The sequence below is a fragment of the Amycolatopsis sp. 2-15 genome, from assembly GCF_030285625.1.
GTDB classification, from domain to species: Bacteria; Actinomycetota; Actinomycetes; order Mycobacteriales; family Pseudonocardiaceae; genus Amycolatopsis; species Amycolatopsis carbonis.
In genome coordinates, this window is sequence record NZ_CP127294.1 from 7,473,479 (window position 1) to 7,496,802 (window position 23,324).

26 protein-coding genes, 1 tRNA gene and 3 pseudogenes are annotated in these 23,324 nt (G+C 67.7%); 21 read left to right on the forward strand and 9 right to left on the reverse strand.

Annotation, left to right across the window (positions count from 1 at the left end):
* Nucleotides 1-108: 108 nt before the first annotated feature.
* From QRX50_RS37100 to QRX50_RS37130, 7 genes are read left to right on the forward strand one after another with little or no spacing between them, the layout of a single operon-like run.
* Nucleotides 109-303 carry a helix-turn-helix domain-containing protein gene (locus QRX50_RS37100; RefSeq protein ID WP_204089415.1) on the forward strand — a complete coding sequence of 65 codons (195 nt, stop codon included), beginning with the start codon at nt 109-111 and terminating at the stop codon, nt 301-303.
* Nucleotides 285-611, forward strand: coding sequence for a WhiB family transcriptional regulator (locus QRX50_RS37105; RefSeq protein WP_285967737.1), 327 nt, complete (start codon nt 285-287; stop codon nt 609-611). Before QRX50_RS37100 ends, QRX50_RS37105 begins: the two co-directional genes overlap by 19 nt.
* The gene (locus QRX50_RS37110; RefSeq protein WP_285967738.1) at nt 608-937 is read left to right on the forward strand and encodes a hypothetical protein; all 330 of its coding nucleotides are present in this window, start codon (nt 608-610) and stop codon (nt 935-937) included. Before QRX50_RS37105 ends, QRX50_RS37110 begins: the two co-directional genes overlap by 4 nt.
* On the forward strand, nt 934-1,632 hold the full coding sequence (locus QRX50_RS37115; RefSeq protein WP_285967739.1) for a hypothetical protein: 699 nt from the start codon (nt 934-936) through the stop codon (nt 1,630-1,632). Before QRX50_RS37110 ends, QRX50_RS37115 begins: the two co-directional genes overlap by 4 nt.
* Nucleotides 1,625-3,748, forward strand: coding sequence for an FtsK/SpoIIIE domain-containing protein (locus QRX50_RS37120; protein WP_285967740.1), 2,124 nt, complete (start codon nt 1,625-1,627; stop codon nt 3,746-3,748). The genes QRX50_RS37115 and QRX50_RS37120 overlap by 8 nt, the downstream gene beginning before the upstream one ends.
* Nucleotides 3,745-3,909 (forward strand): hypothetical protein, encoded by a 165-nt coding sequence (locus QRX50_RS37125; protein WP_285967741.1) that lies wholly within the window; start codon nt 3,745-3,747, stop codon nt 3,907-3,909. The genes QRX50_RS37120 and QRX50_RS37125 overlap by 4 nt, the downstream gene beginning before the upstream one ends.
* Nucleotides 3,899-5,650 (forward strand): recombinase family protein, encoded by a 1,752-nt coding sequence (locus QRX50_RS37130; RefSeq protein ID WP_285967742.1) that lies wholly within the window; start codon nt 3,899-3,901, stop codon nt 5,648-5,650. The genes QRX50_RS37125 and QRX50_RS37130 overlap by 11 nt, the downstream gene beginning before the upstream one ends.
* On the opposite strand, the gene QRX50_RS37135 is transcribed toward QRX50_RS37130, so the two are convergent.
* From QRX50_RS37135 to QRX50_RS37145, 3 genes are all read right to left on the reverse strand, one after another.
* Nucleotides 5,632-5,715, reverse strand: a tRNA-Leu gene (locus tag QRX50_RS37135). The two genes, QRX50_RS37130 and QRX50_RS37135, sit on opposite strands and share 19 nt — an antisense overlap.
* A 192-nt stretch (nt 5,716-5,907) precedes the next feature.
* Nucleotides 5,908-6,345: a hypothetical protein gene (locus tag QRX50_RS37140; protein WP_434533180.1), complete on the reverse strand. Its 438-nt coding sequence runs from the start codon at nt 6,343-6,345 to the stop codon at nt 5,908-5,910.
* 997 nt (nt 6,346-7,342) lie between these two features.
* Nucleotides 7,343-8,623 (reverse strand): ATP-binding protein, encoded by a 1,281-nt coding sequence (locus QRX50_RS37145; protein WP_285967743.1) that lies wholly within the window; start codon nt 8,621-8,623, stop codon nt 7,343-7,345.
* A 150-nt stretch (nt 8,624-8,773) separates the two neighbouring features.
* On the opposite strand from QRX50_RS37145, the gene QRX50_RS37150 reads away from it, so the two are divergent.
* Nucleotides 8,774-8,902, forward strand: a complete 129-nt coding sequence (locus tag QRX50_RS37150) for a hypothetical protein (protein WP_285967744.1) — start codon at nt 8,774-8,776, stop codon at nt 8,900-8,902.
* Nucleotides 8,903-8,970: 68 nt separating this feature from the next.
* Here the strand turns inward: QRX50_RS37150 and QRX50_RS50065 are convergent, their stop codons facing one another.
* Nucleotides 8,971-9,615 (reverse strand): mycothiol transferase, encoded by a 645-nt coding sequence (locus QRX50_RS50065; protein ID WP_353074039.1) that lies wholly within the window; start codon nt 9,613-9,615, stop codon nt 8,971-8,973.
* 334 nt (nt 9,616-9,949) lie between these two features.
* Nucleotides 9,950-10,531, reverse strand: a complete 582-nt coding sequence (locus QRX50_RS37160) for a hypothetical protein (protein ID WP_285967745.1) — start codon at nt 10,529-10,531, stop codon at nt 9,950-9,952.
* Nucleotides 10,532-10,641: 110 nt separating this feature from the next.
* Between QRX50_RS37160 and QRX50_RS37165 the strand changes: the two genes are divergently transcribed.
* The 6 genes and pseudogenes from QRX50_RS37165 to QRX50_RS50085 all read left to right on the forward strand — a co-directional run bounded on the left by QRX50_RS37165 (nt 10,642) and on the right by QRX50_RS50085 (nt 13,417).
* The gene (locus QRX50_RS37165; RefSeq protein ID WP_285967746.1) at nt 10,642-10,923 is read left to right on the forward strand and encodes a hypothetical protein; all 282 of its coding nucleotides are present in this window, start codon (nt 10,642-10,644) and stop codon (nt 10,921-10,923) included.
* Between the two features lie 225 nt (nt 10,924-11,148).
* Nucleotides 11,149-11,592, forward strand: coding sequence for a hypothetical protein (locus QRX50_RS50070; protein ID WP_353074040.1), 444 nt, complete (start codon nt 11,149-11,151; stop codon nt 11,590-11,592).
* Between the two features lie 27 nt (nt 11,593-11,619).
* Entirely contained in the window at nt 11,620-12,036 is a 417-nt protein-coding gene (locus QRX50_RS37175; RefSeq protein ID WP_285967748.1) for a hypothetical protein, read from the forward strand.
* 31 nt (nt 12,037-12,067) lie between these two features.
* A complete protein-coding gene (locus QRX50_RS50075) occupies nt 12,068-12,889 on the forward strand; it encodes an STAS domain-containing protein (RefSeq protein ID WP_353074041.1) in 822 nt (273 codons plus the stop codon).
* Nucleotides 12,852-13,157: pseudogene (locus QRX50_RS50080) on the forward strand (GAF domain-containing protein); the annotation flags it as partial. The gene QRX50_RS50075 and the pseudogene QRX50_RS50080, both read left to right, overlap by 38 nt.
* Nucleotides 13,158-13,294: 137 nt before the next feature.
* Nucleotides 13,295-13,417 (forward strand): ANTAR domain-containing protein, encoded by a 123-nt coding sequence (locus QRX50_RS50085; protein WP_353074042.1) that lies wholly within the window; start codon nt 13,295-13,297, stop codon nt 13,415-13,417.
* Between the two features lie 211 nt (nt 13,418-13,628).
* Here the strand turns inward: QRX50_RS50085 and QRX50_RS37185 are convergent.
* Nucleotides 13,629-13,968 (reverse strand): annotated as a pseudogene (locus QRX50_RS37185) (MerR family transcriptional regulator).
* Between the two features lie 1,322 nt (nt 13,969-15,290).
* On the opposite strand from QRX50_RS37185, the gene QRX50_RS37190 reads away from it, so the two are divergent.
* The 3 genes and pseudogenes from QRX50_RS37190 (at nt 15,291) to QRX50_RS37195 (ending at nt 16,468) form a co-directional block, all read left to right on the forward strand.
* Complete coding sequence (locus QRX50_RS37190) at nt 15,291-15,698, forward strand: hypothetical protein (protein ID WP_285967749.1); 408 nt, start codon at nt 15,291-15,293, stop codon at nt 15,696-15,698.
* A 159-nt stretch (nt 15,699-15,857) separates the two neighbouring features.
* Nucleotides 15,858-16,087 (forward strand): annotated as a pseudogene (locus QRX50_RS50090) (response regulator); the annotation flags it as partial.
* A gap of 63 nt (nt 16,088-16,150) precedes the next feature.
* Nucleotides 16,151-16,468 carry a winged helix-turn-helix domain-containing protein gene (locus QRX50_RS37195; protein WP_353074188.1) on the forward strand — a complete coding sequence of 106 codons (318 nt, stop codon included), beginning with the start codon at nt 16,151-16,153 and terminating at the stop codon, nt 16,466-16,468.
* Between the two features lie 324 nt (nt 16,469-16,792).
* On the opposite strand, the gene QRX50_RS37200 is transcribed toward QRX50_RS37195, so the two are convergent.
* Nucleotides 16,793-17,062, reverse strand: coding sequence for an ATP-binding protein (locus QRX50_RS37200; protein WP_285967750.1), 270 nt, complete (start codon nt 17,060-17,062; stop codon nt 16,793-16,795).
* Between the two features lie 33 nt (nt 17,063-17,095).
* Between QRX50_RS37200 and QRX50_RS37205 the strand changes: the two genes are divergently transcribed.
* The 4 genes from QRX50_RS37205 (at nt 17,096) to QRX50_RS37220 (ending at nt 21,169) form a co-directional block, all read left to right on the forward strand.
* Entirely contained in the window at nt 17,096-17,269 is a 174-nt protein-coding gene (locus QRX50_RS37205; RefSeq protein ID WP_285967751.1) for a hypothetical protein, read from the forward strand.
* 3 nt (nt 17,270-17,272) lie between these two features.
* Entirely contained in the window at nt 17,273-18,688 is a 1,416-nt protein-coding gene (pdxR, locus tag QRX50_RS37210) for a MocR-like pyridoxine biosynthesis transcription factor PdxR (protein ID WP_285967752.1), read from the forward strand.
* Between the two features lie 126 nt (nt 18,689-18,814).
* Nucleotides 18,815-19,735 (forward strand): NADP-dependent oxidoreductase, encoded by a 921-nt coding sequence (locus tag QRX50_RS37215; RefSeq protein ID WP_285967753.1) that lies wholly within the window; start codon nt 18,815-18,817, stop codon nt 19,733-19,735.
* A gap of 1,185 nt (nt 19,736-20,920) precedes the next feature.
* Nucleotides 20,921-21,169, forward strand: coding sequence for a hypothetical protein (locus QRX50_RS37220; RefSeq protein WP_285967754.1), 249 nt, complete (start codon nt 20,921-20,923; stop codon nt 21,167-21,169).
* A gap of 25 nt (nt 21,170-21,194) precedes the next feature.
* Here QRX50_RS37220 and QRX50_RS37225 read toward each other — a convergent pair whose 3' ends face one another.
* Both QRX50_RS37225 and QRX50_RS37230 read right to left on the reverse strand, forming a co-directional pair.
* Nucleotides 21,195-22,106 carry an AraC family transcriptional regulator gene (locus QRX50_RS37225; protein ID WP_285967755.1) on the reverse strand — a complete coding sequence of 304 codons (912 nt, stop codon included), beginning with the start codon at nt 22,104-22,106 and terminating at the stop codon, nt 21,195-21,197.
* Between the two features lie 184 nt (nt 22,107-22,290).
* A complete protein-coding gene (locus QRX50_RS37230) occupies nt 22,291-23,049 on the reverse strand; it encodes an SDR family NAD(P)-dependent oxidoreductase (RefSeq protein ID WP_285967756.1) in 759 nt (252 codons plus the stop codon).
* Nucleotides 23,050-23,324 lie beyond the last annotated feature (275 nt).

Genomic DNA, 23,324 nt, shown 5'->3' on the forward strand with positions numbered 1-23,324 from the left:
CCGTTCATCAGCGCCGCGGGTGCGTGTTGCCGCGGCGCGCGGACAAACACGTCCGCATAACAGCTGAAATAAACAACATAGTCTTGAAATCAACAGAATGGTTCTCTCATGAACACCAAAACGACCTTTCACACCATTCCCGAGTCCGCGTGGATTCTCGGTGTCTCCCGCAACACGGTCAGCCGGGCGATCCGGACCGGCGCCCTGCGCGCCACCCGATGCCGGACCGGCCTGCGGGTCTCCTCCGCCGAGCTGGCCAAGGCGCTTCAGGACGGAGGTGCGGCATGGACGACCTCCAGCTGATCGGCATCGCGTGGCGGCTGGATCGCTTGCGGTGGGTGCCCACCGATGTCCTGACCACCATCGTGACCAGCGATGGAGCCTGCATGACCCCGGCGGCGGGCGGGCCGCCAGACGCTCGTGACGATCGGGAGTTCGCCACGCGCTTGTGCGGTGGCTGCCCGGTCCAGGACGAGTGTCTTGAACTGGAGCTTCGGACAGCCGGCGCCGAGACGGTCGGCGTCTGGGGCGCGATGACCGACGACGACCGGCGCGCGCTGCACCCGCACTGGCTGCGGCGCGGCGAGCGGATCGATCGGGGTGAGCGATGAACGGACTGACCGTGACACCCACGCAGATCCTCGCCGGAGCCGGCGTGCTGCTCGTGCTGTTCTGGGTCTGGCGGGCCGGTTCCCGCCGGGCGAAGGCTGCCGCAGAAGCCGCACGGAGCGGGGCACGGCTCGTGTCGCTGGTCGGGCGGGTGCTATTCAACGCCAGCTTGATCGTCGCCGTCCAGTGGGTGGTGATCGCGCACCCGGGCAGCCCGTGGCTGCTCGTCGCCGTGCTCGCCCTGCCAGCGCTGTTCGCGTCGTACGCACTGACTCGCGCCATGACCGTGACCACCGTCGACACCCGGAAGCGAGGTGGTCGGCGATGAATCGTGCTCAACGGCTCGCGCAGGACGCGGCCGAAGCCGCGGAGGTGCGCGCCTACCAGACTGATCCGGACGTCGTCGCGCTGCGGATCGAGCGGGTCCGGCGGCAGGTCGATTGGATGTGCTGGATCGGGATCGTGCTCGGACTGGCGTTCACGATGACCAACGTCCAGGGCTTCGCGTCCGCCCGAACACGGCCGGGCTCGCTGTCGTGGCTGGCCGCGTGGGTGCTGGACCCGACGGTTTCATTGGTCCTACTCGCGATCCTGCGCGCGGAGCAAGTGACCGCGCGGTACCAGGTCCGAACGGGTCCGTGGGTGCGGCGGGCGAAGTGGTTCACCCTCGCGGCCACGTATGCCATGAACACTTGGACGTCGTTCGCGGCCGGCGAGCCCGCAGCGATCGTCCTGCACTCAGTGCCGCCGCTGGTCGTGTTCGTCGCAGTCGAGGCGATCACTGATCTGCGGGACAAGCTCACGGACGCCGTGCTCGTGGCTGCTGAACGGCGTCCTGTTCACGAGGAACCCGTGAACGCCGGTAGGCGCGTCCTGTTCGGCGACTACCTCGCGATCGCTCGGGAGAGCTGGACGCCGGACGTCGAGATCTCGCCAGCGTGGGTGCGGCGGGCGACCGGCTGTTCGCGCGGGCTGTCACCGCGGCTTGCGCGGGCTCTGCGCGCGGAGGTGGCCAATGGCTGACTCATTGCCGGTCAAGGCCGATCCCGTGCTCGACGGCGAGCTGGTCGACGACACGTTGCCTCAGCCGCGTCGGCGTGAGCGACGTCGGAACCGATTCGCGTTGTGGTGGTTGCACTCGCCGCGGGTGCCGTTGTGGCTCAAGAGCAGGCCGCAGGCGGTGCAGGCGCTCAAGGATGCGGTGGCGTGGCTGGTGCTGTCGCCGTTGCGGTTCCTCGGTGCGGTTGTACGCGGTGTCGTCGTCGGTGCGCGGTGGTGGCGTGGGTGGGTAACCGTCCGGGATTACCGGACGGCCGCTGAGGAGTCGGAAAAGCTGGCGGACAAGTTCATCGAAATCCGGGCGCTGACGTTGTTCCGGTGGAAGGTCAGCGGCGCCATCACGGTCGTTGTCGCCATTGCTGTGGCCGTTGTCGATCTGGTGTATGGGGACGATCCACTGTGGATCGCCGGGGCGGCTGCGTCGGTAGCGCTCGCGGTTCTCGGACGCAGGAAGGACGGCAGTCCCGGGCGTAAGCCGGCGCTCGCCGGGCCACGGACGCTGACGTGGACGATGGACCCGCAGGTTCTGGTGGACGCGTTCCGGGACGCGAAGCTGATCGGCAAGGATGAGACGTTGCGGCTCGTCGAGCGAGCGACACGCGTCGGTGACGGCTGGGCGGTCACCGTCGACCTCCCTGCCACGCGCAAAGCGGCCGACGTCGTGAAGAACCGGGACGCACTCGCGTCGGCGCTCGCGGTCGATGAAGTCCAGCTGATCGTCGAGCGGGTGCGCGGCAACGGCGGGCACGCCGGCCGGGTAGCGATGTGGGTGGCCGATGAAGACCCATACGCATCGCCGCCCTTGCGGACGCCGCTGCTCGGCGTGACGCAGTGGGACGCGTGGCGGCCGATTCCATTCGGACGGGACGCGCGGGATCGGCGGATCGACCTTCCGCTGGTGTGGACGTCACTGCTCGTCGGCGCGATTCCGCGGCAGGGCAAGACGTTTTCCGCCCGGCTCGCCGCAGCGGGACTCATCCTGGACGCGTGGGTCCGGCTGTACGTGGCGGACTTCAAAGCCGGGAAGGACTGGGACGCGGCCGGTTTGGTGGCGCACCGGTTCATGTCCGGCGACGAACCCGAACACGTGCTGGCCTTGGTGGATTGGCTGATCGAGCTCGTCGGTGAGGTTCAGACGCGGTTCCGGCGGATGCGCGACCTGGACGACCTCACCTGCCCGGAGTCGAAGGTCACGCCGGAGATGTCGCGTGACAAGGCGTTGAACATGCCGATCACAGCGATCTTCATCGATGAGGTTCAGGTTCCGTTGGAGGACCGCACACCCGTTGATGTGCAAGGAAAGAAGCTTCCCGCGGGTGAGTATGTCGGTGAGCTGCTGACATGGCTGGCGAAGAAGGGGCCGGCCGCGGGGATCGTGCTCGTGCTCGCGACGCAGCGGCCGGACTCGAAGACGATCCCGTCCGGGCTGCGCGCGGTGCTCGGCTCGCGGTTCGCCTTGCGGGTGATGGATTGGCGCGACTCGAACATCGTGCTCGGCGAGCAGATGAACACGCGAGGATTCGACTCGTCGCGGCTACTGCCCTCGCACAAGGGCGTCGGCATCCTGCGGCCGGACGGCGACACCGCGGCCGGCGCCGACGTCCTGGCCATGACGGTCCGGACCTACTACATGCCGAACGAGGACTGGCGGACCATCTGCGAGCAAGGCCGCGCGCTGCGCGAAGCGGCCGGGACGTTGACCGGGCATGCGGCCGGGCAGGACACCATGCCGCTGCTCGACCACGCCGCGGCAATGATGGCAATCAGCGCAGGCCAGCCCGTCGACGCGGTTGAGCTGCCCGCGCTGCTCGCGTCGATCGTCGACTACCTGGGCGACGATCTCAGCGAGGACGGCCGGGACTTCGTACCGACGGCCGAACTGCTCGACGCGCTGGAGATGGACCGGCGGACGTTCGCCCAGGAAATGACCGACCTCGGATGTCGGCCGACCCGGGACCGGGTGACCGGCGACGACGGCGAGGTTAGGCAGGTGCGCGGATACCTGACGGCTGAAATCAGGAGTGCGATCAGCCGCGCGACCAGCGGCGACGGGCCGGACGTCGAAGAAGATCAGCCATGAGTACCGATCACTCCGAGGATCGACCGATCCGAGTTATCCTACCTGCGGGATTGCCAAACCTGACGCCTGCTGTCGCGCGCGGCTTGCTGGCCATCCTGATCGAGGTTACCGAGGTGCCGGTACTGGACGGACCGGCGGAGGAGGTGGACCGTGACGGCTGAAATCAGCAGTGACCCGTGGTCGACGCTGGACGACATCTTGGGTCTCGAAGTTGACGACCCGGTCGACGACGGGATCGGAGAGCTGGCCGTCTACGGCCGGTGCTCTACCGAGGACAACCAGGACCCCGAGACTTCCCGCGGCTGGCAGTTCGGGAACGCTCGGAAGTTCGTCGAACCGCTCGGTGGCCGGGTCGTGGCCGAGTTCTTCGACATCGGGCAGTCACGTTCAGTGCCTTGGGACCGGCGTACCGAAGCCGCGCGGCTGCTGGCCGAGCTGAAGAACCCACGGCGGACGTGGAATGCCGTTGTGGTCGGCGAGGGCACGCGGTGTTGGTTCGGCAATCAGTTCTCGCTCATCGCGCCTCGATTCGCGGCCTACGGCGTAGATCTATGGGTGCCGGAACTGGGCGGGAAGTACGACGCGCGGAACCCATCGCACAAGATGCTCATGAGTGTGCTTGGCGGGATGAGTGAATCGGAGCGTCAGCACGTCCAGGCGCGTGTTCGCGCAGCGATGGATGCGCAGGTTGTGAACGAAGGACGACACCAGGGCGGCCGGGCGCCGTACGGATACGTCGTGGTCGACGGCGGTCCGCACCCGAACCCGCGGAAGGCGGCCGAGGGGTTCCGGCTACGCGTGTTGGCGATCGACGATGAGGCGGCCGGCGTCGTCCGGCGGATCTTTGCCGAGTACCTGAAAGGTGTGGGCGACCGCGCGATCGCGAAGGGCTTGAATGAGGACGGGGTGCCCTGCCCTTCGGAACGTCGACGCGACCAGAACCGCCACCGGCTCGCCGATGGCTGGCAAGGAAGCACCGTTCGATCCATTCTGGAGAATCCGCGCTATACCGGGTACGCGATCTTCGGCCGTTGGACCAAGCACGAAACCTTGCTGAACCCGGATGATGTGAGCGCGGGGCACGTCGTGCGATTCCGCCGCGTGGAGCCGGAACGCGTTGTTCGATCGCGCCGGCCCGCCCACCCGGAGATTGTCTCGGTGGAGACGTTCACGCAGGCACAGCTGGTGCGACGGTCCCGTGCGGCTGGCGGGATGCGCGGGATTGCGAAGCTTGACCGGGACCGGAGCGCCGCCAAGCACACCTATCTGCTGAAAGGGTTGGTGCGCTGCGAGATCTGTACGCGGAAGATGCAGGGCGCGGCGATTCGGAAAGGCGTGTACTACCGGTGCATCGCGCGGACACTGGCGCCGGGCTCGGCTGCCCTGGCCGACCACCCGAAGACGGTGAATCTGCGCGAGGACGTCGTGACTCCGCCGATCAACGATTGGCTGTGTCGGGTCTTCGACCCGGCCAACCGGGACGAGACGGTGGCCGCGCTGGTCGGAGCGCAGGGCGGCCAGCCAGGCACGGGCCGAGACGCCGTGGAGAAACGACTTAAGGACGCGGAAGGACGGCTGCGCAGGCACCAGGCGGCGATCGAAGCAGGGGTTGACCCGGCGGCCCTGGTCGACGCGATGAACATCGCTCAGGCCGAGCGACAAGCCGCGAAGGAAGAGCTTCAGCACCTGCCAGAAGCGCAGACGCTCAACGTGGCTGAGGTGTACGCCATGCTCGACCAGCTCGGAGACGTCGCACGGCACCTCAACTCACGGAACCCCGACCGGATCATGCAGGTCTACCGAGACCTGGGCCTACAAGTCGTCTACAACAACAAAAAAGAGGCGGTCGTTGTGACCGCCTCTCCCCGTGTGGTTAACGTGTGTGTCCGAGGGGGGACTTGAACCCCCACGCCCGTTAAGGGCACTAGCACCTCAAGCTAGCGCGTCTGCCATTCCGCCACTCGGACTTGCTGATGAAGAGAGTATACGACCCCTGGAGGGCTGTTTTCAGGGGGGTGTCACCTGATGTTCAAGGGGCGAATGGGAGGATCATGTGTTTTGCCCATGACAGAGGACTCTGAGTGTATTGCCAGGTCAGCGCACCTTTCGGCGGGCTGCGGGCAGTGTCGCCGGCGTGGGGCGTAGGTGTTGAAGACGATCTACTCGGCTCGAGAGTCCTGCTCGGGGCAGGGTCGGTTCGAGACTGCAGGGGCGCGCCGGCGCCGGGTAAGGCCGCTGTGCCACGCGGAGCCAATCGAACCCGGGTGCGGGCGCCGGGTTTCAGTGACCGTGAGTAGCTGTCGCTGCCCGAACAGTTCCTCTTCCAGCTCGCGCCGCAGCGTGGCGCCGATCCGCGCGTCCGCCCGGTGATCCGCCAACGGGCGGTGGAACGCCTTCGGGATCACCGCGAGGCGGCCGGCGCCGTTGACCACTCGGCTCGATCGCTCCTGCACGAGCAGCACGTAGTCCCGGCCGCCGCGGAACGGATCGGCGGGCCTCGCTATCGCCGTCAACGCCAGCACACCACCGGCGCAGAACCTCCGGTCGGCGCCGAGCACACGCGACAGATCCGGTAGGTAGGTGCCCCGGATCGGCATCGCGCCACCGGCACGGCTCTCACTCAGCTCACCTTCGAGCAGATCGAGACGCAGGTTTGCGTGTGCATCGCGGCAAGTACCCGGCGCCGGGCCCGTAGGACACGCGTCGTAATTGTGATCCCAGCAGCATCATGAGCGCTTGATGCACCGGGCTGTCGACGTCCACCGGCCCGCTGGTCTCGGGTAACCACAGCTGTACCCCGTGCTTGCTCAACGTCGCCAGTACAGCGGTGAACTGGGCGCCGTAGAACGCTCGCTCGTACTCGCCGACGACGACCGCGTCGAACTCGGGTTCAGGGTGTTGGGCGGCGGCCAGTAGCCGCGCCGCGCCGCAGCGGGCCGATCCTGCCACTGCGGCCGACGCGAACAGCCCGCGTCGAAGAACTCCGCCACGATGAGCCCTTCCCGCGGATCGTTTCCTCGGCCGCTTCGCGCTGCCAGCCCGACGACGTATTGCGGTCTGGGAAGTCGAGTCCGTGGCAGACTCTGCGCCTGACCAGGCAATACCAGTGGGCGTGATCGGCTCGGCTGAAACCGGCATACCGCTTAACGCGGAAACTAATACGCTCACGTCCGAACTGTTTCCAAGGGTTCTCCCGGGCTGGCCCGAAACCGCTCGCGTTCTCGAATGCAGGACGACATCCCGGCGCTGCGATCGTCATTCCCGAGCAGGGAGAGGCGCCATGGCAAGTTCATGCGAGCAGGTCACGTGGCTGCGCACCCAGCGCGTTCCGTTATACCCAGACCACCCGCAGCCGGCCTGCGCGGCCTCCCAGCCTTCGGGATGACCCAATCGACGAGCCGACTCGCGCCGGCTTGACGAACCACGAAGCTACCCGGCCAGAGCGGCGGGACCCTGCCCGGACCAGACCCCACAGGGGCACCTGGGCAAAGGCACGCGGACACCCAGCAAGTCCTTGCAGATGATCTTGTGTCCGATCAAGTGCGCGGAGAACGCACCGGGCCCCGTGTGAGCAATGTCTGGGGATCGCGACGATCACATACGCACGTACTGCTCGATGTCTTCTCGGAACTCGGTGATGGCCGGGTCGGTGAGTGTGGGTCGAGTGTCGGCGATGGCGGCGAGGTAGTCCTCGGTGCTGGCGGGGGCATCGTGGCCGTGGACGACTTCGCGTTCGAACGCGGCCTGAGCGCCCTTGCGGGCGGCGAACTCGATGTCGGCAGGCGTGAACATCTCGCTCGCCACCACCAACCGGCGCAGCTCGACACTTTCGGCCGTGGGACCCAGGTAGCGCCGCCATATCGCCGCCCTCGCCGCCGGGTCTGGGGGTCCGACCGGAATGACGTAGTCGAACCGGCCCGGGCGCAAGAACGCCGGATCGAGAGAGCGGACCGAGTTGGTGGCGCAGATCAGCAAACGGTTGTCGTGGTCGCGGAAGCCGGGGATCAGTTTGAGCAGCTCATTGGTGACTCCGTGGCCAGGATCAACGGCCAGCCCGGACCGGACGCCGGCGATCTCCTCGACTTCGTCGATGAACAGCACAACGCTCTCGAGCCCCGCCAGATCGGCGAACACGTCCCGCAGTGAATTGGCCAGACCCCCTGCTCCCACCGACGCGAGCCTGGAAGGGAACAGCTCCACGAACGGCCACTCCAGCCGGGAGGCAACAGCTTTGGCGAAACTCGTCTTGCCGGTGCCCGGCGGACCGAAGAGAATGACTGCCTTCGGTGGTGTGACGCCATGCCGGTCTGCCACGGTGGGCTCGGCCAGCGGCAGCACTATCCTCCGCTCGATGGTTTCCTTCTCCTGCTCCATCCCGGCGAGATCGGTCCAGAGGCCTCGCGGGAGAACCCGCCCACCGAGCTCCGCTAGCAGCCCGGCGTCGCTGGCACCGAGATGCTCGACCTTCTCGTAAAACACCAACCCGGTGCGAGCGAGATAGCCGGAGTTTTCCAGGGCCGCGGCTCCCGTCGCGCCGGGAGGCAGCAGCGCACTGATCCGGCGTATCCCCTGCGCCCGCAGTCGCCGCTCGAGCTCGCCGACCAGGGAGCTGCCGATCCCGCGGTTACGCCACAACCGGGCGAGCGCCACCCCCACGATCCATGCCCGCTCCCCCTGGGCCTGCGCGACTGCCATACCCACCACGTCATCGCCGACTGCCGCGACCACGACGAGTTCGCCGGTCCGGGTCGCGGCGATGACCTCCGAAATCGGAAACACCGGAGGCGAATCGTCCGCCTGCCGGTCCTGATCCCAAAGCTGGATGACGCGGTCCAGATCGTCGTCGTGGAAGTCCCGCAATCGCCACGTCGGCACCACCACTACCTTACCGGCAACTCACCATCGCGCCCACAACTTCGGGACGCAGCTGATCGCCGTACGCCCGTACGAGCCACGGTGCGCTCACCGGACCGCGAGGCCGGTCTGCGTGCGGCAGTGCGCCACGGCGATACCTACGACACTGGCGTGAAGATCGTCGTCGTCGCCTCGCCCATCCCGGTCGCCCAGCGCGACGACCCCGAGGAGCTGATCGCTCCTTCCCGAGGTCGCTACACCGCGGATCCACGAGTCATCGTCCGCGCGATAAAGCGGTAAAAGGGCCCCTTTCCGGATCGCCACACCATGCACCATTCGTGCGCAGATCTGGCACCGCACCAGACGTTTCAACACGTGCTGGTCATTCGTCCCCGTCGGCCCGACGGCCATGGCGGCACGACAAGCTGCCCACCCGGCCGCCGGCCGCGATATTCAGGTGCCACGCAGAGATAAGAGAGTACGGCAGAGTCACCTGCGGCACTGATTCCGACAACCCCGGCTGACTCGCGCTCTGGTGCCTCGGCGAGCAGCCAGGAGTTCTCGTCGGTGGGCTGTACATCATGACGAACAAAACTGTCGGCCGGACGGAGCAAGGCTCGACTCCGACGGCTTCCCGCGGCGCCTGCTCCAGCCGGTTTCGATAGGTCGTCCACCTCACCTGATCGTCTGGCGCCATGTTGCAGGGTTACCTCACTCCGGTCATCCGGCCAGTGCGGCACACGGCCGGTCGCGTCCAGCGCCAGTGTGGTGATCGTCGTGTGCGAGTGCGCCCACGCCCGGCGGTACAGCTCGGCGATGTCGTCGCGTGACTCGTCGGCGGTCGCCCACACGTCCGCGTTCAGTTCCTCGTCATCGCCGAACCAAGGCAGCGGCTCGCCAAACGGCCGTCCGAAGGTGTCTCCGAAGTACCTCAGCTCGCAGCCGGCCACGTGTTTGATCAGTCCCCACAAGTTGGTCCCCCGGTCGGTGTCAGCGGCCGACAGATGTCGCACTCCGAGAGCCTGTGAAGCATCCACAGCAAGGCGCCGCGGGCGGCCTGCGCATACCTGCGAAGATCCGCCTTCGGTTCCGACCCAGTCATGCCTGGCAGGCTCTCGCCCAACACTGACAGTCTGGGAGCTACGGTCTGCGGTTTCGTCGAGTTCGGCGGCGAGTCGCCTTTTGTCAGGGCTGAGTGCCTGGAGGAGTGCGAGCGCGTGGCCGCCGCGGCCATCGAAGACATCGCGACGGATGTGCATCATCAGCTTGTAGGCGAGCTGGCGAACGGCTCGTCGATGGAGCGGATGAGGGTGCGGTCCTGGTAGAGCACCGGTGTTACGGCCCTGCTCAGGTGAGTCGGACCGTGCCCATGATCGCGTGACCGGGGATGCCGGCGGTCGCGGACTTGCCGGCACGCGGCACCCCGGCGATCCACAGTTGCCCGGTCGTCGCCGTCGCGAGGCCGAACGCGACGGTCACGTTCCGCATTCGGAAGCGGACCGTGCCGCCGTCGGGCAGGATGGCCCGGCCGTGGAGGCGGACGAGACCACGGCCGTTGATCGAGACCGTCCGGTCGAGCACCACGGCCAGCTCGGTCCAGGTGTCGGCCGCGAGTGGAGCGCGCAGCCGAAACACGCGGACCACCAAAATCAGCGCCAGAACACCGACGAACGCCGCGATGAACACTGCCCCGCTTCTGGCCGTCTGAAGGGCCCGCTCGTCCGGCAGGTCCGCCGACGCCCAGCCCGCGAGGACGCCGTATACCGCCGCCGGGTACCAACACAGGCGTGCGACGTAGCGCCGATAGGCCGTGAGCACCGGATCGAGCCGCGGCGAGGTCGGCTCCCGGGAGCCGACCGGCAGTACTCGCGCACCGGGCAGCGGGCCGTCAGTGATCCGCGCCGCCCCGAGAACGCCGGACCCCGGCAAGTGACCATCGCCCGCTCACCCACCCGCAGCAGCCACAGCCGGCGCTCGCCGCCCAGCTGCACCCGCAGCGGTGCAGGCATCCTGGTGCGCAGCCACCGTCCGTCGGGCAGGTGAACGCCGACCTCGCGACCCGCGAGGACCACCCCGTCGGGCGCGCAGTCGACTCGTTCGAACCGGGCCCCGAGGAACGGCACCGCCCGGCGGAGTGTGGTGAGAATGGCGATGGCCGCGACCAGGGCGACGCCGAAGAACACGACGAGGAAGAGTGGCGCAGCGACACCCTTACCGGCGAAGAACAGGGCTATCCCGCCGATCACGAACGGCAGTGGGAAAAACAGGCTCGCAGCCGCACGGCGGCGCGCGCTCGCGTGGAGCTCGCCGAACACCGGTAGTGCACCGGCCGGCACGGCGGGGTCGGGCTCCCAGAGCCGGACGCGATCGGATTCCGGACGAGCGGTCATTTCTCTCCCAACGGGCGCACAAGGTCACCCGATCTTCGGTACCCAGACGAGCGGCGTTACATCACACCACGTCCCCAGCGCACGGAAGTCAGGTCAGGCAGCTCGAGCGACAGCTCGGCGACGCTCGGCACGACCTCGAACTTCGTCGGCACGATCATGGCGCTGACCTCGATCACGGTCACGACCGGCACGGTGGTCGCCGGTCGCGCACTGGCGCGCAACGGCCAGGTGTCCCTGGACGACAACACGTTCACCACACCCGACTGCGACACCACCACACCCACCACCGACACCACACCCACCACCAGCGACACCGACACGACCAGCCCGACGACCACTACGGCGACCACGGACTCATCGAGCGGCGCCACGGAAACGACGACCAGCTCGGGCGGTCTCGGGGCGAGCTGGACCGACAGCGGCTCGAACGGCAGCGGCCCAGGGCCGGCGGATTTCCCCACCGGGCCCTCGCACCTCGCCAGTACCGGCGCCAGCCCACTTCTCGGCCCCGCGCTCGGCCTCGGATTCCTTCTTGTCGTGCTCGGTGGTTCGCTTCTCTTCGTCCTGCGCGCCCGCAAGTTCCGGCGTCGATCCGAATGAGCGGGACAACACTCCACGAAGAAGGCGATGACACGATCGATTTCCTTCGGCCGGCACTGTGTATCACCGGAGCAGACCAGCTCGAACTCGGCCCCTCATTGTCCGCATCTCGTACACGAAGTAGGCGAGCTTCGAGCACAAGGACAGTTTCCGGAGCGGGCAACGGTGTGCGTCGACGTCGGTTCGGATCTGCGCGAGCTCGACGTTCGGATCGAAGGTCTGTCGCCTGAACGCGATCCCGACCTGGACGAGACCATGGCCGCGATTCGCTACGTCTTCGAGCTCGCGAGCCACGCCAACGTCATCGACGTCACCGGTGCCGTCGCGCCGCTGTTCACCGTTCGCATTCTCGCGGTCGACCAGGAAGGGGTGCCCTACGCCGGGCTCATCGGTGCGGGCATGGGCGACATCCATCCCACAGTCACACATCACACACTCCGGTGAGCAAGGCAATTCCGAGCGTCTGGCAGCGCTGATGGTCTCCGTCGCGCGCAGGCGCGTTGCAGCGCACTCGATCTTCGCCGTCTCCACCGCCCGCCGCCCGAGCCCGCCGCGGTGGCCATCTCCATGGCACGCAGCGACAGCGGCGACGACCGCAGCTGTGGTGCCGCCCACGCACCTGGCGAGAGCCCAGCCGGGCAGCGACCGTCTCAAGTGCGCAGGCCACTCGATCTTGAACGTCACGGTGGTGCAGCGGCGAAAGACACTGATTGACGTCGTGGACGGTGACGTGGACCAGCACACCGCGCCCACGATGAGCGAAGCACTGGAGACGGCATTGGCCCGACGACCCCGTCGCCTCGTGGTGGATCTGTCCGAGGTCCGATTCCTGAACTCCACCGGGCTCGAAGTCCTGCTGCGCGCCGGAAAGCAGCTCCGCGCGCCGACCTGCGCCTGGTCGCCACGAGCCGCGCGACCTGGCGCCCGCTGCAAATCACCCAGCTGGCCGAACAGCCGGTCATCCATGCTTCACGGGCCTCCGCCATCGCCGCCCCAGCACGAGACGACTGCCACCCGTCCGGCAGTCTGTCCTGCACGTCGGCTCGACGCTGGACCAGCGATGCGGTACAGGCGGCGAACTGTTGGGGCCCTTGGAATGGTGAGCTCGACCGGCGTACGAGGTGGCGCCCGTGCCCAATTCCGACGACCTTGCGTCGGAGAGCCTGACCAGCGTGCTTGGCACGATCGCTCGCGCGCTGCAGGGCGAGCCGGGCGTCGAGACGACCCTCGCGGCGATCGTGAAGGCCGCGGTGGACCACGTGGCCGGCGCCGAGTACGCCGGGATCTCCCTGGTTGAGAACGGCCAGGTCCGTACCGTCGCCCCGACCGGCGAGGTCGTGACCGCCGTTGACGAGATCCAGTACCGTACCAGCCAGGGGCCATGCCTCGATGCGATCGCCGACCACGAGGTCTACCGCACCGGCAACCTGCTTGACGAGGGTCGCTGGCCGGCCTTCGCGCCCGAAGCCGCTGAAACCGGCATCCGCTCGATACTGTCCTACCGGCTCTTCATCACCCACACCACCCTCGGTGCCCTCAACCTCTACTCCACCCAGGTCGACGCGTTCAGTGACCAGACCGGGCAGGAGGGGCAGGTGTTCGCGACCCACGCCGCGATCGCACTCGTCGGCGCCCAACCGAAGCCCAGCTGCACAGCGCCATCGAATCGCGCGACGTCATCGGCATGGCCAAGGGCATCCTCATGGAACGCCACGACCTCGACGGCATTCAGGCGTTCCGGATGCTCGGCGAGTCGTCCCAGACCACCAACATGAAACTGCACCAGGTCGCCGTCTGGCTCGTCGACCACCGCCGAGGTCTGTAACTGGTCCGTCACAGGTGCCACGGCACTCGTCAGCGGGCACTAGCGATCCAGGTGGGGTCGGTTGAGCAGCGAGCCGACCGCCGCCGTGGGTCAGTCTGGCGGAGCTTGTGACCCCGGCGGATTTCAGAAGACGCTGCGGAGCGCGGGACACGGGCGTAACCGGCGGGGCGGGGCGTGCCACGGGGTCCCGCAGCACCCCTGACCCGGCAGGTTATTCGGCGGAGCGGAGTTCGGTGTTCTGTCGCTGGGATTCGTGCAGCTGGTCTTCGAGGGAGACGATGCGGCAGGCGGCGTCCACGGCGGTGCCCTCGTCGACTAGTTCCCGTACGCGTGCGGCGATGCGCAGCTGGTGCCGCGAGTAGCGACGATGTCCGCCGGCAGAGCGCTGCGGCTCGATCAGACCGGCTTCATCCAGGCTGCGCAGGAAGTTCTGGGTGGTGCCGAGCATGTCCGCGGCCCGGCCCATCGTGGTAGGCGGGGTACTGGTCGTCGTCGAACTTGTCAGCCCCGCCCGAACCGGGAGCGGGGGTATCGCGTTGGTCAGGAGTCATTCCACCTCCACGTCACAAGGGACCCCGGATGCCGTGCACGGCATCCGGGGTCCCAGGGGTTTGGGTTTCATCATTGCCAACCGGCCGTGCGGCCGGCTTCCTGTATCCGCGGTGTCCGTCCGAGAGCCGGACGGTGCGGAGATCGCTTATTCGTAACCGAGAACCACCTTCCAATCCGATGGGACTGCGGTACCCGCGCGGCGCTACTGCCCAGCCGCTGCGGGCGATCCAATGATGTGCCCCTTCCCTTCTCTCCTGTGTTTTCCTCTTGCCGTGCACCACTTCGTGTACTGCGACTGCTGCGGTCGTCACCGGGCTGGGACCCTTCCACTGATCAGCCCCAGCACGCGCCACGCCGCTGGTCACTGCCCGGAGCCCCGTATGAAATCGGCTCCGGCCACCTGACCGTTCTTGCACTACCTGACTTGCCACTGCGTTTCCCGCAACTGCACTACTTCGCCGGGATCGGCCTTGCTGCTTGCGTCTTCACTGCCCGATCCCGGGGTACTTCACCGGTCACCAGCCGAAACCTGTTCCCTGATTGGCTTCGTCCTGCCTGACCGTTCTGTCTCACTTCGCGGGTAGTTCGTCATCTCCCGCGCCTGTTTGACGTTGTCTCTCTCGGTATGAGCAGAAGATTACACACAGCTGAAGTTGAATGTCTACCCCAGCCGCCATAGATTTCCTGGTTCCCTGGCGGGCCGACCGCCGGACGCCGAAGAGCCGCAGGTCAGCGCGCAGCGCATGCGGACAACGACACTCGGAAGGATGACGCGAGATGACTGACTCGGTCGCGCGGCAGGACCCGTACGGCCTCACCGGTGTGCGCGACCTCCAGGACTACGCCCGCGTCCTCAGGCGGATGGTCGAGCAGGGACGCCGCGAGCGGTGTGTCGCGCTGTTGTCGGAAACTGAGGCGCACGCCGTAGCGGAGTTCTGGGCCAGTACGCCCAGCTCGACCCGACCGCGCACCTCAACCAACTCGCCGCCACCCTCGCCGGACGCCTCTACAGCCGACTCGGCGCGTGAACGCACCCCCTCGACGCGGCCGGCACGTCGACGGTTGGGGTGGTGGACGGGGTCGGCGTGGCCGTGGGTGTGCGCCGCTGATGCCGGGGCGCGGTAGCGTGCCCGGGGCCGGTGACGGCCCTCTGCCTGAAGAGTTTGCGCTACCCGGGCGGAGGGGTCGGTTTCGGGCGAGCACCAGGCTGTTCCCTGAGGATACCGCCGGTGACGACGAGTGCCGGCAGCGTGTGAGCAGCAGCGGCCAGGTGATGATCTTGGGCCCGGCACTGACGTCGAGCAGCACGACCAGGAGCACGATGCCCGCGAAGACGGCCACGAACCCGAGTCTGACGACCCGCCGCGGCGAGGCGTCGGGCCGCAGCTTCGGGATGCCTACCGCGAACAGCAGCAGCATCAGCGACAGGGGCAGCAGCCGGATTCCGGTCTCCACCGCCGACAGCCCGAGCGCGACGGACAGGAACAGCGGGATGGTGAAGAAGACGCCGGCCTGCACGAGGAACATGAACAGGAACGAGCCGACACCGCTGCGCAGCCGGCGCACACACCCCGAGAGCGAACTCACTGCGGCCTTCAGCAGTTCGCCATCTGCGCGCGCGCACCTGCTGAATCGCAAAACCGCCGCACCACTGATGGCTCTACAAGGAAGTGACGGCTACCGGGCTGCCGGTGTTCTTCGCTCATTTGCACTCGCCTTGGGAACGTGACAGCAGCGAAAACCTGAACCACCGGCGGAATCCGCCGGCGACCGCGACAAGCGCCGCGCCTTCGGTGGCGCTGTGCGGGCGAAGTCCGCACAATGAGGACCGTGAGCGTGCCCGGCGAAGGTACTTGTCGTCGAGGACGACCCGGAGGTCAGGTTCGTCATCGAGTCGGCGCTCAAGAACGCTCGCGTGGAGGTGCGTGGGGTGGGCGACGGTGATCGGGCGCTGACGACGGCCCGGGATTGGGGGCCCGACGTAGTGCTGCTCGGCTTGGGCATCCCCGGAGCCGACGGGGTTGAGGTCTGCCGGAGGCTGCGGCGGTTTCCAACGCCTACGTGCTCATGCTGACCGGTCGCGGAGAGGAGGCGGACAAGCTGATCGGGCTCTCGGCCGGCGCAGATGACTACTTGGCCAAGCCGTTCTCACCGCGTGAACTGGTCGCACGGGTGCAGGCGATGCTGCGTCGCCCTCGTGATCTGGCCACAGCTCAGGTCCAGCCGCCGGCGGGGCTGGTGGACATCGATCGGGACACCCGTGAAGTGTGGGTGGGCGGTAAGCCAGTGGGCTTGACGAAGATCGAGTTCGACCTGTTGGGCGCGTTGATCGACAACGTGTGGCAGGTGCACACAAGGGACCAGTTGCGGGAACGGGTCTGGGGCGGCGCAGGGCTGGCCGATGACCACGCTGTCGACGTGCACATGTCAAACCTCCGGCACAAGCTCGATGCGGCCGGCTACGGCGGGATGATCGCCACGGTGCGTGGTATCGGCTAACCGTTCATACCCCGAGATGGGGCGTGAGAGTCCGTCGGAGACAACACGAATACGGTCACTCCTTGCGGCGAGGTTTGCTTTGCGTCACGGGGATGTGCAGGCAGCCACCACGGGCCTGGGGCGTTGGAGAAATGCCTGCCATCAAGGGCATCTGAGTTGTGGGTGGGTCGGCACACCGCGCACCTGCCGGTGACCTTGGTGACCGTGTCGGCGGAACCAGTGCATGTCGCGCCGATCTGCAGCCGGGCGCCACGACTGTGTCGCCGAGCCGTTCGAGCCGTTGCACGTCGGCGAGCAGATCGCCCGTTGCGTAGTTGCACGCGGTCACCACCATGCCCGGTCGATACGCGGACCTGCGGTGGGTAACGAGACCGTGAAGGTACAGCCACCTCCTATCGCGGGCTGCGCCCCCATTTGCCCCCCATGTGCCTCGACGATCCCGCGGGCGATGGCGAGGCCGAGCCCGGCGCCACCGGTCCGGCGCTGATCCGCGACGTCGAATTGGACGAAGGGCTCGAAAATCTGGTCGAGCTGCCCCTGGGGGACACCGGGTCCGTGGTCGCGCACCTCGAGCTGCGCACACGCCCTGTCCATCCCGCACCTGATGGTGACTGTTTCCTTGCAAACGTGAGCAGCAATTCCTCGGGAAGCTCAACTGAAATTGCGGATCTTTTCTGGCCGATCCTGCCGACCAACAGGCGCAACCGATCGTTTCGACTGGCCGTGCGCTCGAACTTCGCGAGAACGCGATCACCGGATCAGGTGTTCAACTCGATCATCCCGGCCGGTCAGTATCGTTGACCCGTGACCGACCGAGCAGCTGAGCGCGGCCCCAGGACGACGGGCCTCGACCTGCACCTGGGCCGGCTCGACGGGAACGTGCGGGCCTGCCTCATGGACGCGGTCCGCGACGCGATCCGCGCCGGCCGGCTCGCGCCAGGGACCCGGCTGCCGTCGAGCCGCGCCCTGGCCGCCGACCTCCAGGTGGCTCGCAACACCGTGGTCCGGGTCTACTCCGAGCTCATCAGCGAGGGCTGGCTCACCGGGTTTCAGGGTTCCGGCACCGTAGTTTCGGAGCGGGTAGCCGAATTCTTCGGCGAACGAGCTCGGCCGCGGCCGGCCGACACCCGCTCGCGGCCGGGGCACGATCTGCGGCCCGGCCATCCGGACCTGTCGTCGTTCCCGCGCGACGAGTGGATTCGCGCAGTGAAGAAGACGGTCGGCACCGCGCCGTTCGAGGCGTTCGGCTACGCGGATCCCCGCGGCCGAGGCGAACTCCGCGACACTCTCGCCCGGTACCTCGCGCGGGCCCGCGGCCTGCGCGCGCACGCCGGCAACGTCGTCGTGTGCAGTGGCGCCGCGGAGGGGTTGCGGCTGGTCGCGGCCGCGCTTGCGGCGACCGGGGTGACGCGCGTGGCCGTGGAAGAGTTCGGCCTACCGACCCAGCGCCGCACGTTGGCCGACGCCGGGCTCGAAACCGTTCCCCTCGACGTCGACGCGGACGGCGTCGACCCCTCGGTACTCGAAGGGTCATCGGGGATCGGCGCCGTTCTGCTTACCCCCTCGCACCAGTTCCCCCTGGGTGTCGCGCTGCGGTACGACCGGCGCGCTGCGATCGTCGAGTGGGCCCGCCGACACGGCGCGCTGGTCATCGAAGACGACTACGACGGTGAGTTCCGCTACGACCGGTCCCCCGTCGGCGCGCTGCAGGGACTCGACCGCGATCACGTGCTTTACCTGGGCACCGCGAGCAAATCGCTCGCGCCGGGCCTGCGCCTCGGCTGGCTCGTGGTGCCGGACCGCCTCGTCGACGCGATCACCGCCCAGAAGGGGGACACCGAGGAAACCGTCGGGTTCGTGAACCAGCTGGCGATGACCGAGTTCGTGGAATCGGGCGCCTACGACCGGCACATCCGGGCGATGCGCGCGCAGTACCGCCGCCGGCGCCGGCACCTCGTCGAGACGCTCGCCCAGCACGCGCCGGAAGTGCGCGTGGCGGGAATGGCCGCGGGATTGCACGTTCTGCTCGAACAACCCGGGCGCACGGGCCGCGAACTCGTGCAGCGGATCGCCGACGAGCAGCTGACGGTAGAACCCCTGAGTTTCTTCCGGCATCCCGACGCCGCCTCGGACCGCGACGGCGTGGTGATCGGTTTCGCCGCACCTTCGCCGAGCGGGTGGTCGGGGGTTCTCGACGCGCTGGTCCGCGCGCTCGCGTGACCAGAGTGGTCCCCGCTCGCGCGTCCCAAGTGGACCCAGGTGCCGCGCCGAACCGGAGCTAGCCTCGCGGACAGGCCGGCGAACACCCGCGGCCACCCCGTTGCCCGCTCACCACGAGGACTCAGCATGAAAGCCATCATCGTCAAGGACCCCGCCGCCGGGGTCGAAGGGTTGACCCTGACCGACCGTCCGGCGCCGCACGCCGCGGAGAACGACGTCATCGTGCGCGTGCACGCGGCCGGCTTCACCTCCGGCGAGCTGGAGTGGCCGGGCACCTGGACCGACCGGGCGGGCCGTGACCGGACACCCAGCGTGCCCGGTCACGAGCTGTCAGGTGTCGTCACCGAGCTCGGCTACGGCACCACCGGGCTCACCGTCGGGCAGCGCGTCTTCGGGCTCGCCGACTGGACCCGCGACGGGTCGCTCGCCGAGTTCACAGCCGTCGAAGCCCGCAACCTCGCGCCGCTGCCGGCCGACGTCGACCACGCCGTCGGTGCCGCGTTGCCGGTCTCCGGGCTGACCGCGTGGCAGGCGTTGTTCGACCACGGCCGGCTCGAGGCGGGGCAGACCGTGCTGATCCACGGCGCCGCCGGGGGGGTCGGCTCGCTCGCGGTGCAGCTGGCGAAGCGAGCGGGCGCGACCGTGATCGGCACGGGCCGAGCCGGCAATCGTCAGGTCGCCCTCGACCTGGGTGCCGACGCGTTCGTCGACCTGGAGAACGAGCGGCTGGAAGACGTCGGCGAGGTCGATGTGGTTCTCGACGTGTTCGGCGAGGAGATCGGCGTGCAATCCGCCGGCCTGGTGCGGGCGGGTGGCACGCTCGTTACCATCGCCGCCCCGCCGGAGGTCGAGCCGCGTTACGGGCGGTCGGTCTTCTTCGTCGTGGAAGCCGACCGGGCCCGCCTGGCCGAGCTGGTCGCACTCGTGCGCGAAGGCAGCCTTCGCGTGCCAATCGGGTCGCGCCATTCGCTGGCCGAGGCACCGAACGCTTTCGCCTCCGGACGGCAAGGCGGCGGGAAGCCGATCGTCGTGGTCCACGAGGCTTAGGCGTCGCAGTTACGGAAACGGCCGGCCGGGTCACCGCACATCGCAACCCGGTCGTCCGGTCTCGACGCTGCGGCAGGTCGCTCGGCAGATCGCGGACACCTCGGCCAGTAGTTCGGAATTGCCCGATCCTCGATTCCTGAGTGACTCAAGCCACATCGACTATGCTGCCCCAGATCGTCACCGGGAACAGGCATCAGTTGCTGCCCGATCCTGCGCGTCGGCCACAACGCACACACGAGCCGACCGAGCAATCTGCTGTAGCTGAAGCCAGGCGGTCACCTCCGATCCTGCGCCTGGTCGGCATCCAGTTGCTGCGATCGCCACCCAACGAGACGGATGGCGTGGCGACTTCTCGGCGACGGCGACCCGCGACGACCGGGCCCACCCGCCTCTCCGGGGAGCAACCCGCGCCCGCGACCTGCGATAGCGAGCATTTTGCCTGGTCGAACGGTGTGTCACGCTTCCCTGGCACGGAAGAGGTCACCGGTTCAATCCCAGCATCGTGCACCAGCCAAACCGCAGGTCAGAAGCCCTGCCCTGGCCGGAGGGCCGCGACTTCAGTCGTCAGATGGCGACGGAATGGAGATAGCCCCTCGAGCCGAAGCCCGCGCCGGGACCGAAGGTGCGGGAACCATGACACCAGCGCCGCCCGCTCCCCCATATACAGGGAAGCCCCCGATCCTCCAGCACATCGAGGTTCGGGTTCACCACAACCGGGGTCACGTGGTCGTAGACGCGGGCGACGCCCTTCGTCTTCGGTCTGAGACGCACGAGTCTCGGACAACCTCCGGTGCCCCGTCCCCGGTCAGCCATGTGCCGTGCGAGGCCGCCCTCGTGAAACGGCGAGCGCCGGCAGAATCGGCAGGCTCCGCTCCCCCGCTCCGGACTCGTCGAGATCGACGCCGCCCCGCGCCGGCCGCCAGAACCGGATCCGGAAGTTCGACCGCCGCCACAGATGCTCCTCCGGCGTGGGCAAAACCAATGGATCCCGACGGCTGTTGCGAGTGACCGACCGGGACCCAGCGCGCTCGATCGCGGCCGGCCAACTTGACCATTAATCGAGCTGCAGGTCAGTGGTGAATTTCAACGTGGGGTTATGGGGCCAGGTCCGTCCTCGGACACACACGTTACCCACACGGGGAGAGGCGGTCACCACGACCGCCTCTTTTTGTTGTGGTACATGACTTGCAGGCCGAGGTCCCGGTAGACCTGCATGATCCGGCCCGGACTCCGCGAGTTCAGGTGCCGCTCGACGTCGCCGAGCTGGTCGAGCATCGCGTAGATCTCCGTCACGTCGACAGCCGAAAAGCCCTGCAGCCGGAGAAATCGCTCCATTCCGAACTCGAAAGGCTCGGTCGGCGTGGTCTGCAGGTCACCGTCACCGACCACGGCACCGCCAGCACCATGACCTGGCAGCTCACCCGCGACGGCTGAGCGGTAGCGCACGCGGAGACTGGTCTCAGGGCAGCGCAGTGACAAGTTCTGCTGACGGAGTGCGGAGTTGGGTGTCCTTGCTAGGCGGTGTGCCGAACATGCGGCGGTATCCGCGGCTGAACTGGGAGGGGCTGTCGTAGCCGACGCTGAGGCCCACGCCGGTGATGTCTGAGGGGCGGCTGGCGAGCAGGAGCCGGGCTTCTTGCAGGCGGATGCGTTTTTGGAACTGGATGGGGCTCATCCCGGTGACGGTGTGAAAGCTGCGGTGGAATGCGGAAACGCTCATGCCGGCGATCTCCGCCAGGTCTTCCACACGAAAGGCGGTGGCGTAGTTCTCCCGGATCTGACGTACGGCGCGGTTGATGTGGGCCAGCCCGCTATCGGCGAGGCCGAGCTGGCGGATGGCGGCTCCCTGCTCGCCACGCACGAGATACCAGAGGATTTCCCGCTTGACCATGGGAGCGAGGATCTTGCGGTCCGCAGGCTGCTCCAGCAGCCGCAGCAGGCGCACGATGGCGTCCAGCAGCAAAGGCGAAGCCGTGGAGACGGCAATGCCGGGTGATGCGGTGCGTGGGGTGGTCGGCAGGTCTCGGGGGTCGGCTTCCAGGAGAAGTTCGGCAAGGGCTGAGGGAGTGAGAGTCATGCCGAAGCCGAGGGTGGGCTGCCCGGTGTCGAGGACATGGCCGGTGACGGGGAGGTCGGCAGAGGCGATCAGGTACTCGCCGGGCCCGTAGTCGTAGAGGCGCTCGCCCAGGGCGAGGCGTTTGCCGCCCTGGGCGATGACTGCGAGCACGGTCCCGGACATCCCGGCCGCCGAAGCGTTGGGATGGGTGAATCTGCATAGCTGGATGCCTTCGATCGCCGTGCTCATGTCGGGCCGTGCATGCCGGTCAACAAGCTCGCGCATTTCGTCCAGGGCAGGCATGAATCCAGTCATGCACGAACCTCCACACGGGGCCGCTGACTCGGCAGGATTGGGCACGCTTTCTGAATCCGCAGGTGTCCCCACCGGGCAGGACGGCCGCTGGGCGGCTGTCTCGGCCCCTCGCGCGGTGAGCCGTGGCCGACGCGAGTGGACGGAAGGGCCTTGGCGTGGGCTCACAGCTCACCTCAGGAGCAGTTCAGAGGTTCTGACCTCCGGAGACTTCGATGTCCTGGGCGGTGATCCACCGGCCTTCCTCGCAGACCAGCATGGCGATGACCATGCCGACGTCGTCGGGCTCGCCGACGCGGCCGAGCGTGAAGGTCTTCGCCAGTTCCGGGATGATCTCAGGGTTCTTGCTGAACGCGTCGTCGGCGAAGCGGGTGACGGTGGCTCCCGGTGCGACCGAGTTCACGCGGACGCCGCGGGGGCCGAACTCCTTGGCCATGTAGCGGGTGAGCACCGCCACGGCGCCTTTGAGGGCCGCGTAGACCGAGTATCCCGGCGCGGTCACCTGGGGCAGCATGGAGTTGCTGGTCAGGTTCACGATGGCGCCGCCGTCGGCGAGGAGCGGCAGCAACGCCTGGGTAAGGAAGAAGGGCCCCTTGAACAGGCCGTCCGTGAGCCGGTCAAAGTCCTCCTCGCGGGTGTCCTCGATCATCGCCATGCCGGCGAATCCGGCGTTGTTGACCAGGTGGTCGAAGGAGTGCCGCTGGAACGTCTCGCGCAGCACCTCGGCAACGGCCTCCCGGAAGATGGTGAATCCCGCCGTGTCGCCGAGCTCCAGATGCAGCGCCACGGCCGTGCCGCCCTGCTGCTCGATCCGCGCGACGGTGTCCTTGGCGCCCTGTTCGTTGGAGCTGTAGGTCAGGATGACGCCGGTACCGCGCCGGGCGATCTGCAGGGCGGCGCTCTGGCCGATGCCGGAGCTCGCACCGGTGACGACGGCTACCTTCATGGTGTGCCTCCTGGGGCCTGAGGATTCGTCGGAATCCGTGGGGAGTGTGTCCCTTCCAGGAGACCGCTGTGCCGGGCCCGCGAAAAGAATGATCCTCTACGCCTCTTGCCTAATCCTCTTGGGTGGACGTCGCAGGACCGTGTCAGCTGTGCCCAGCCGCTGCCCGCGGTGCGGGAGTGCGTTGGCCTTTGCGTGGCTGCCCGCCCTCCGACCGCCGGCGGATTCGTCGCCGTGGTGGCTGTGCCCGGGCAGGATCGTGCAAGTATCCGTCAGGA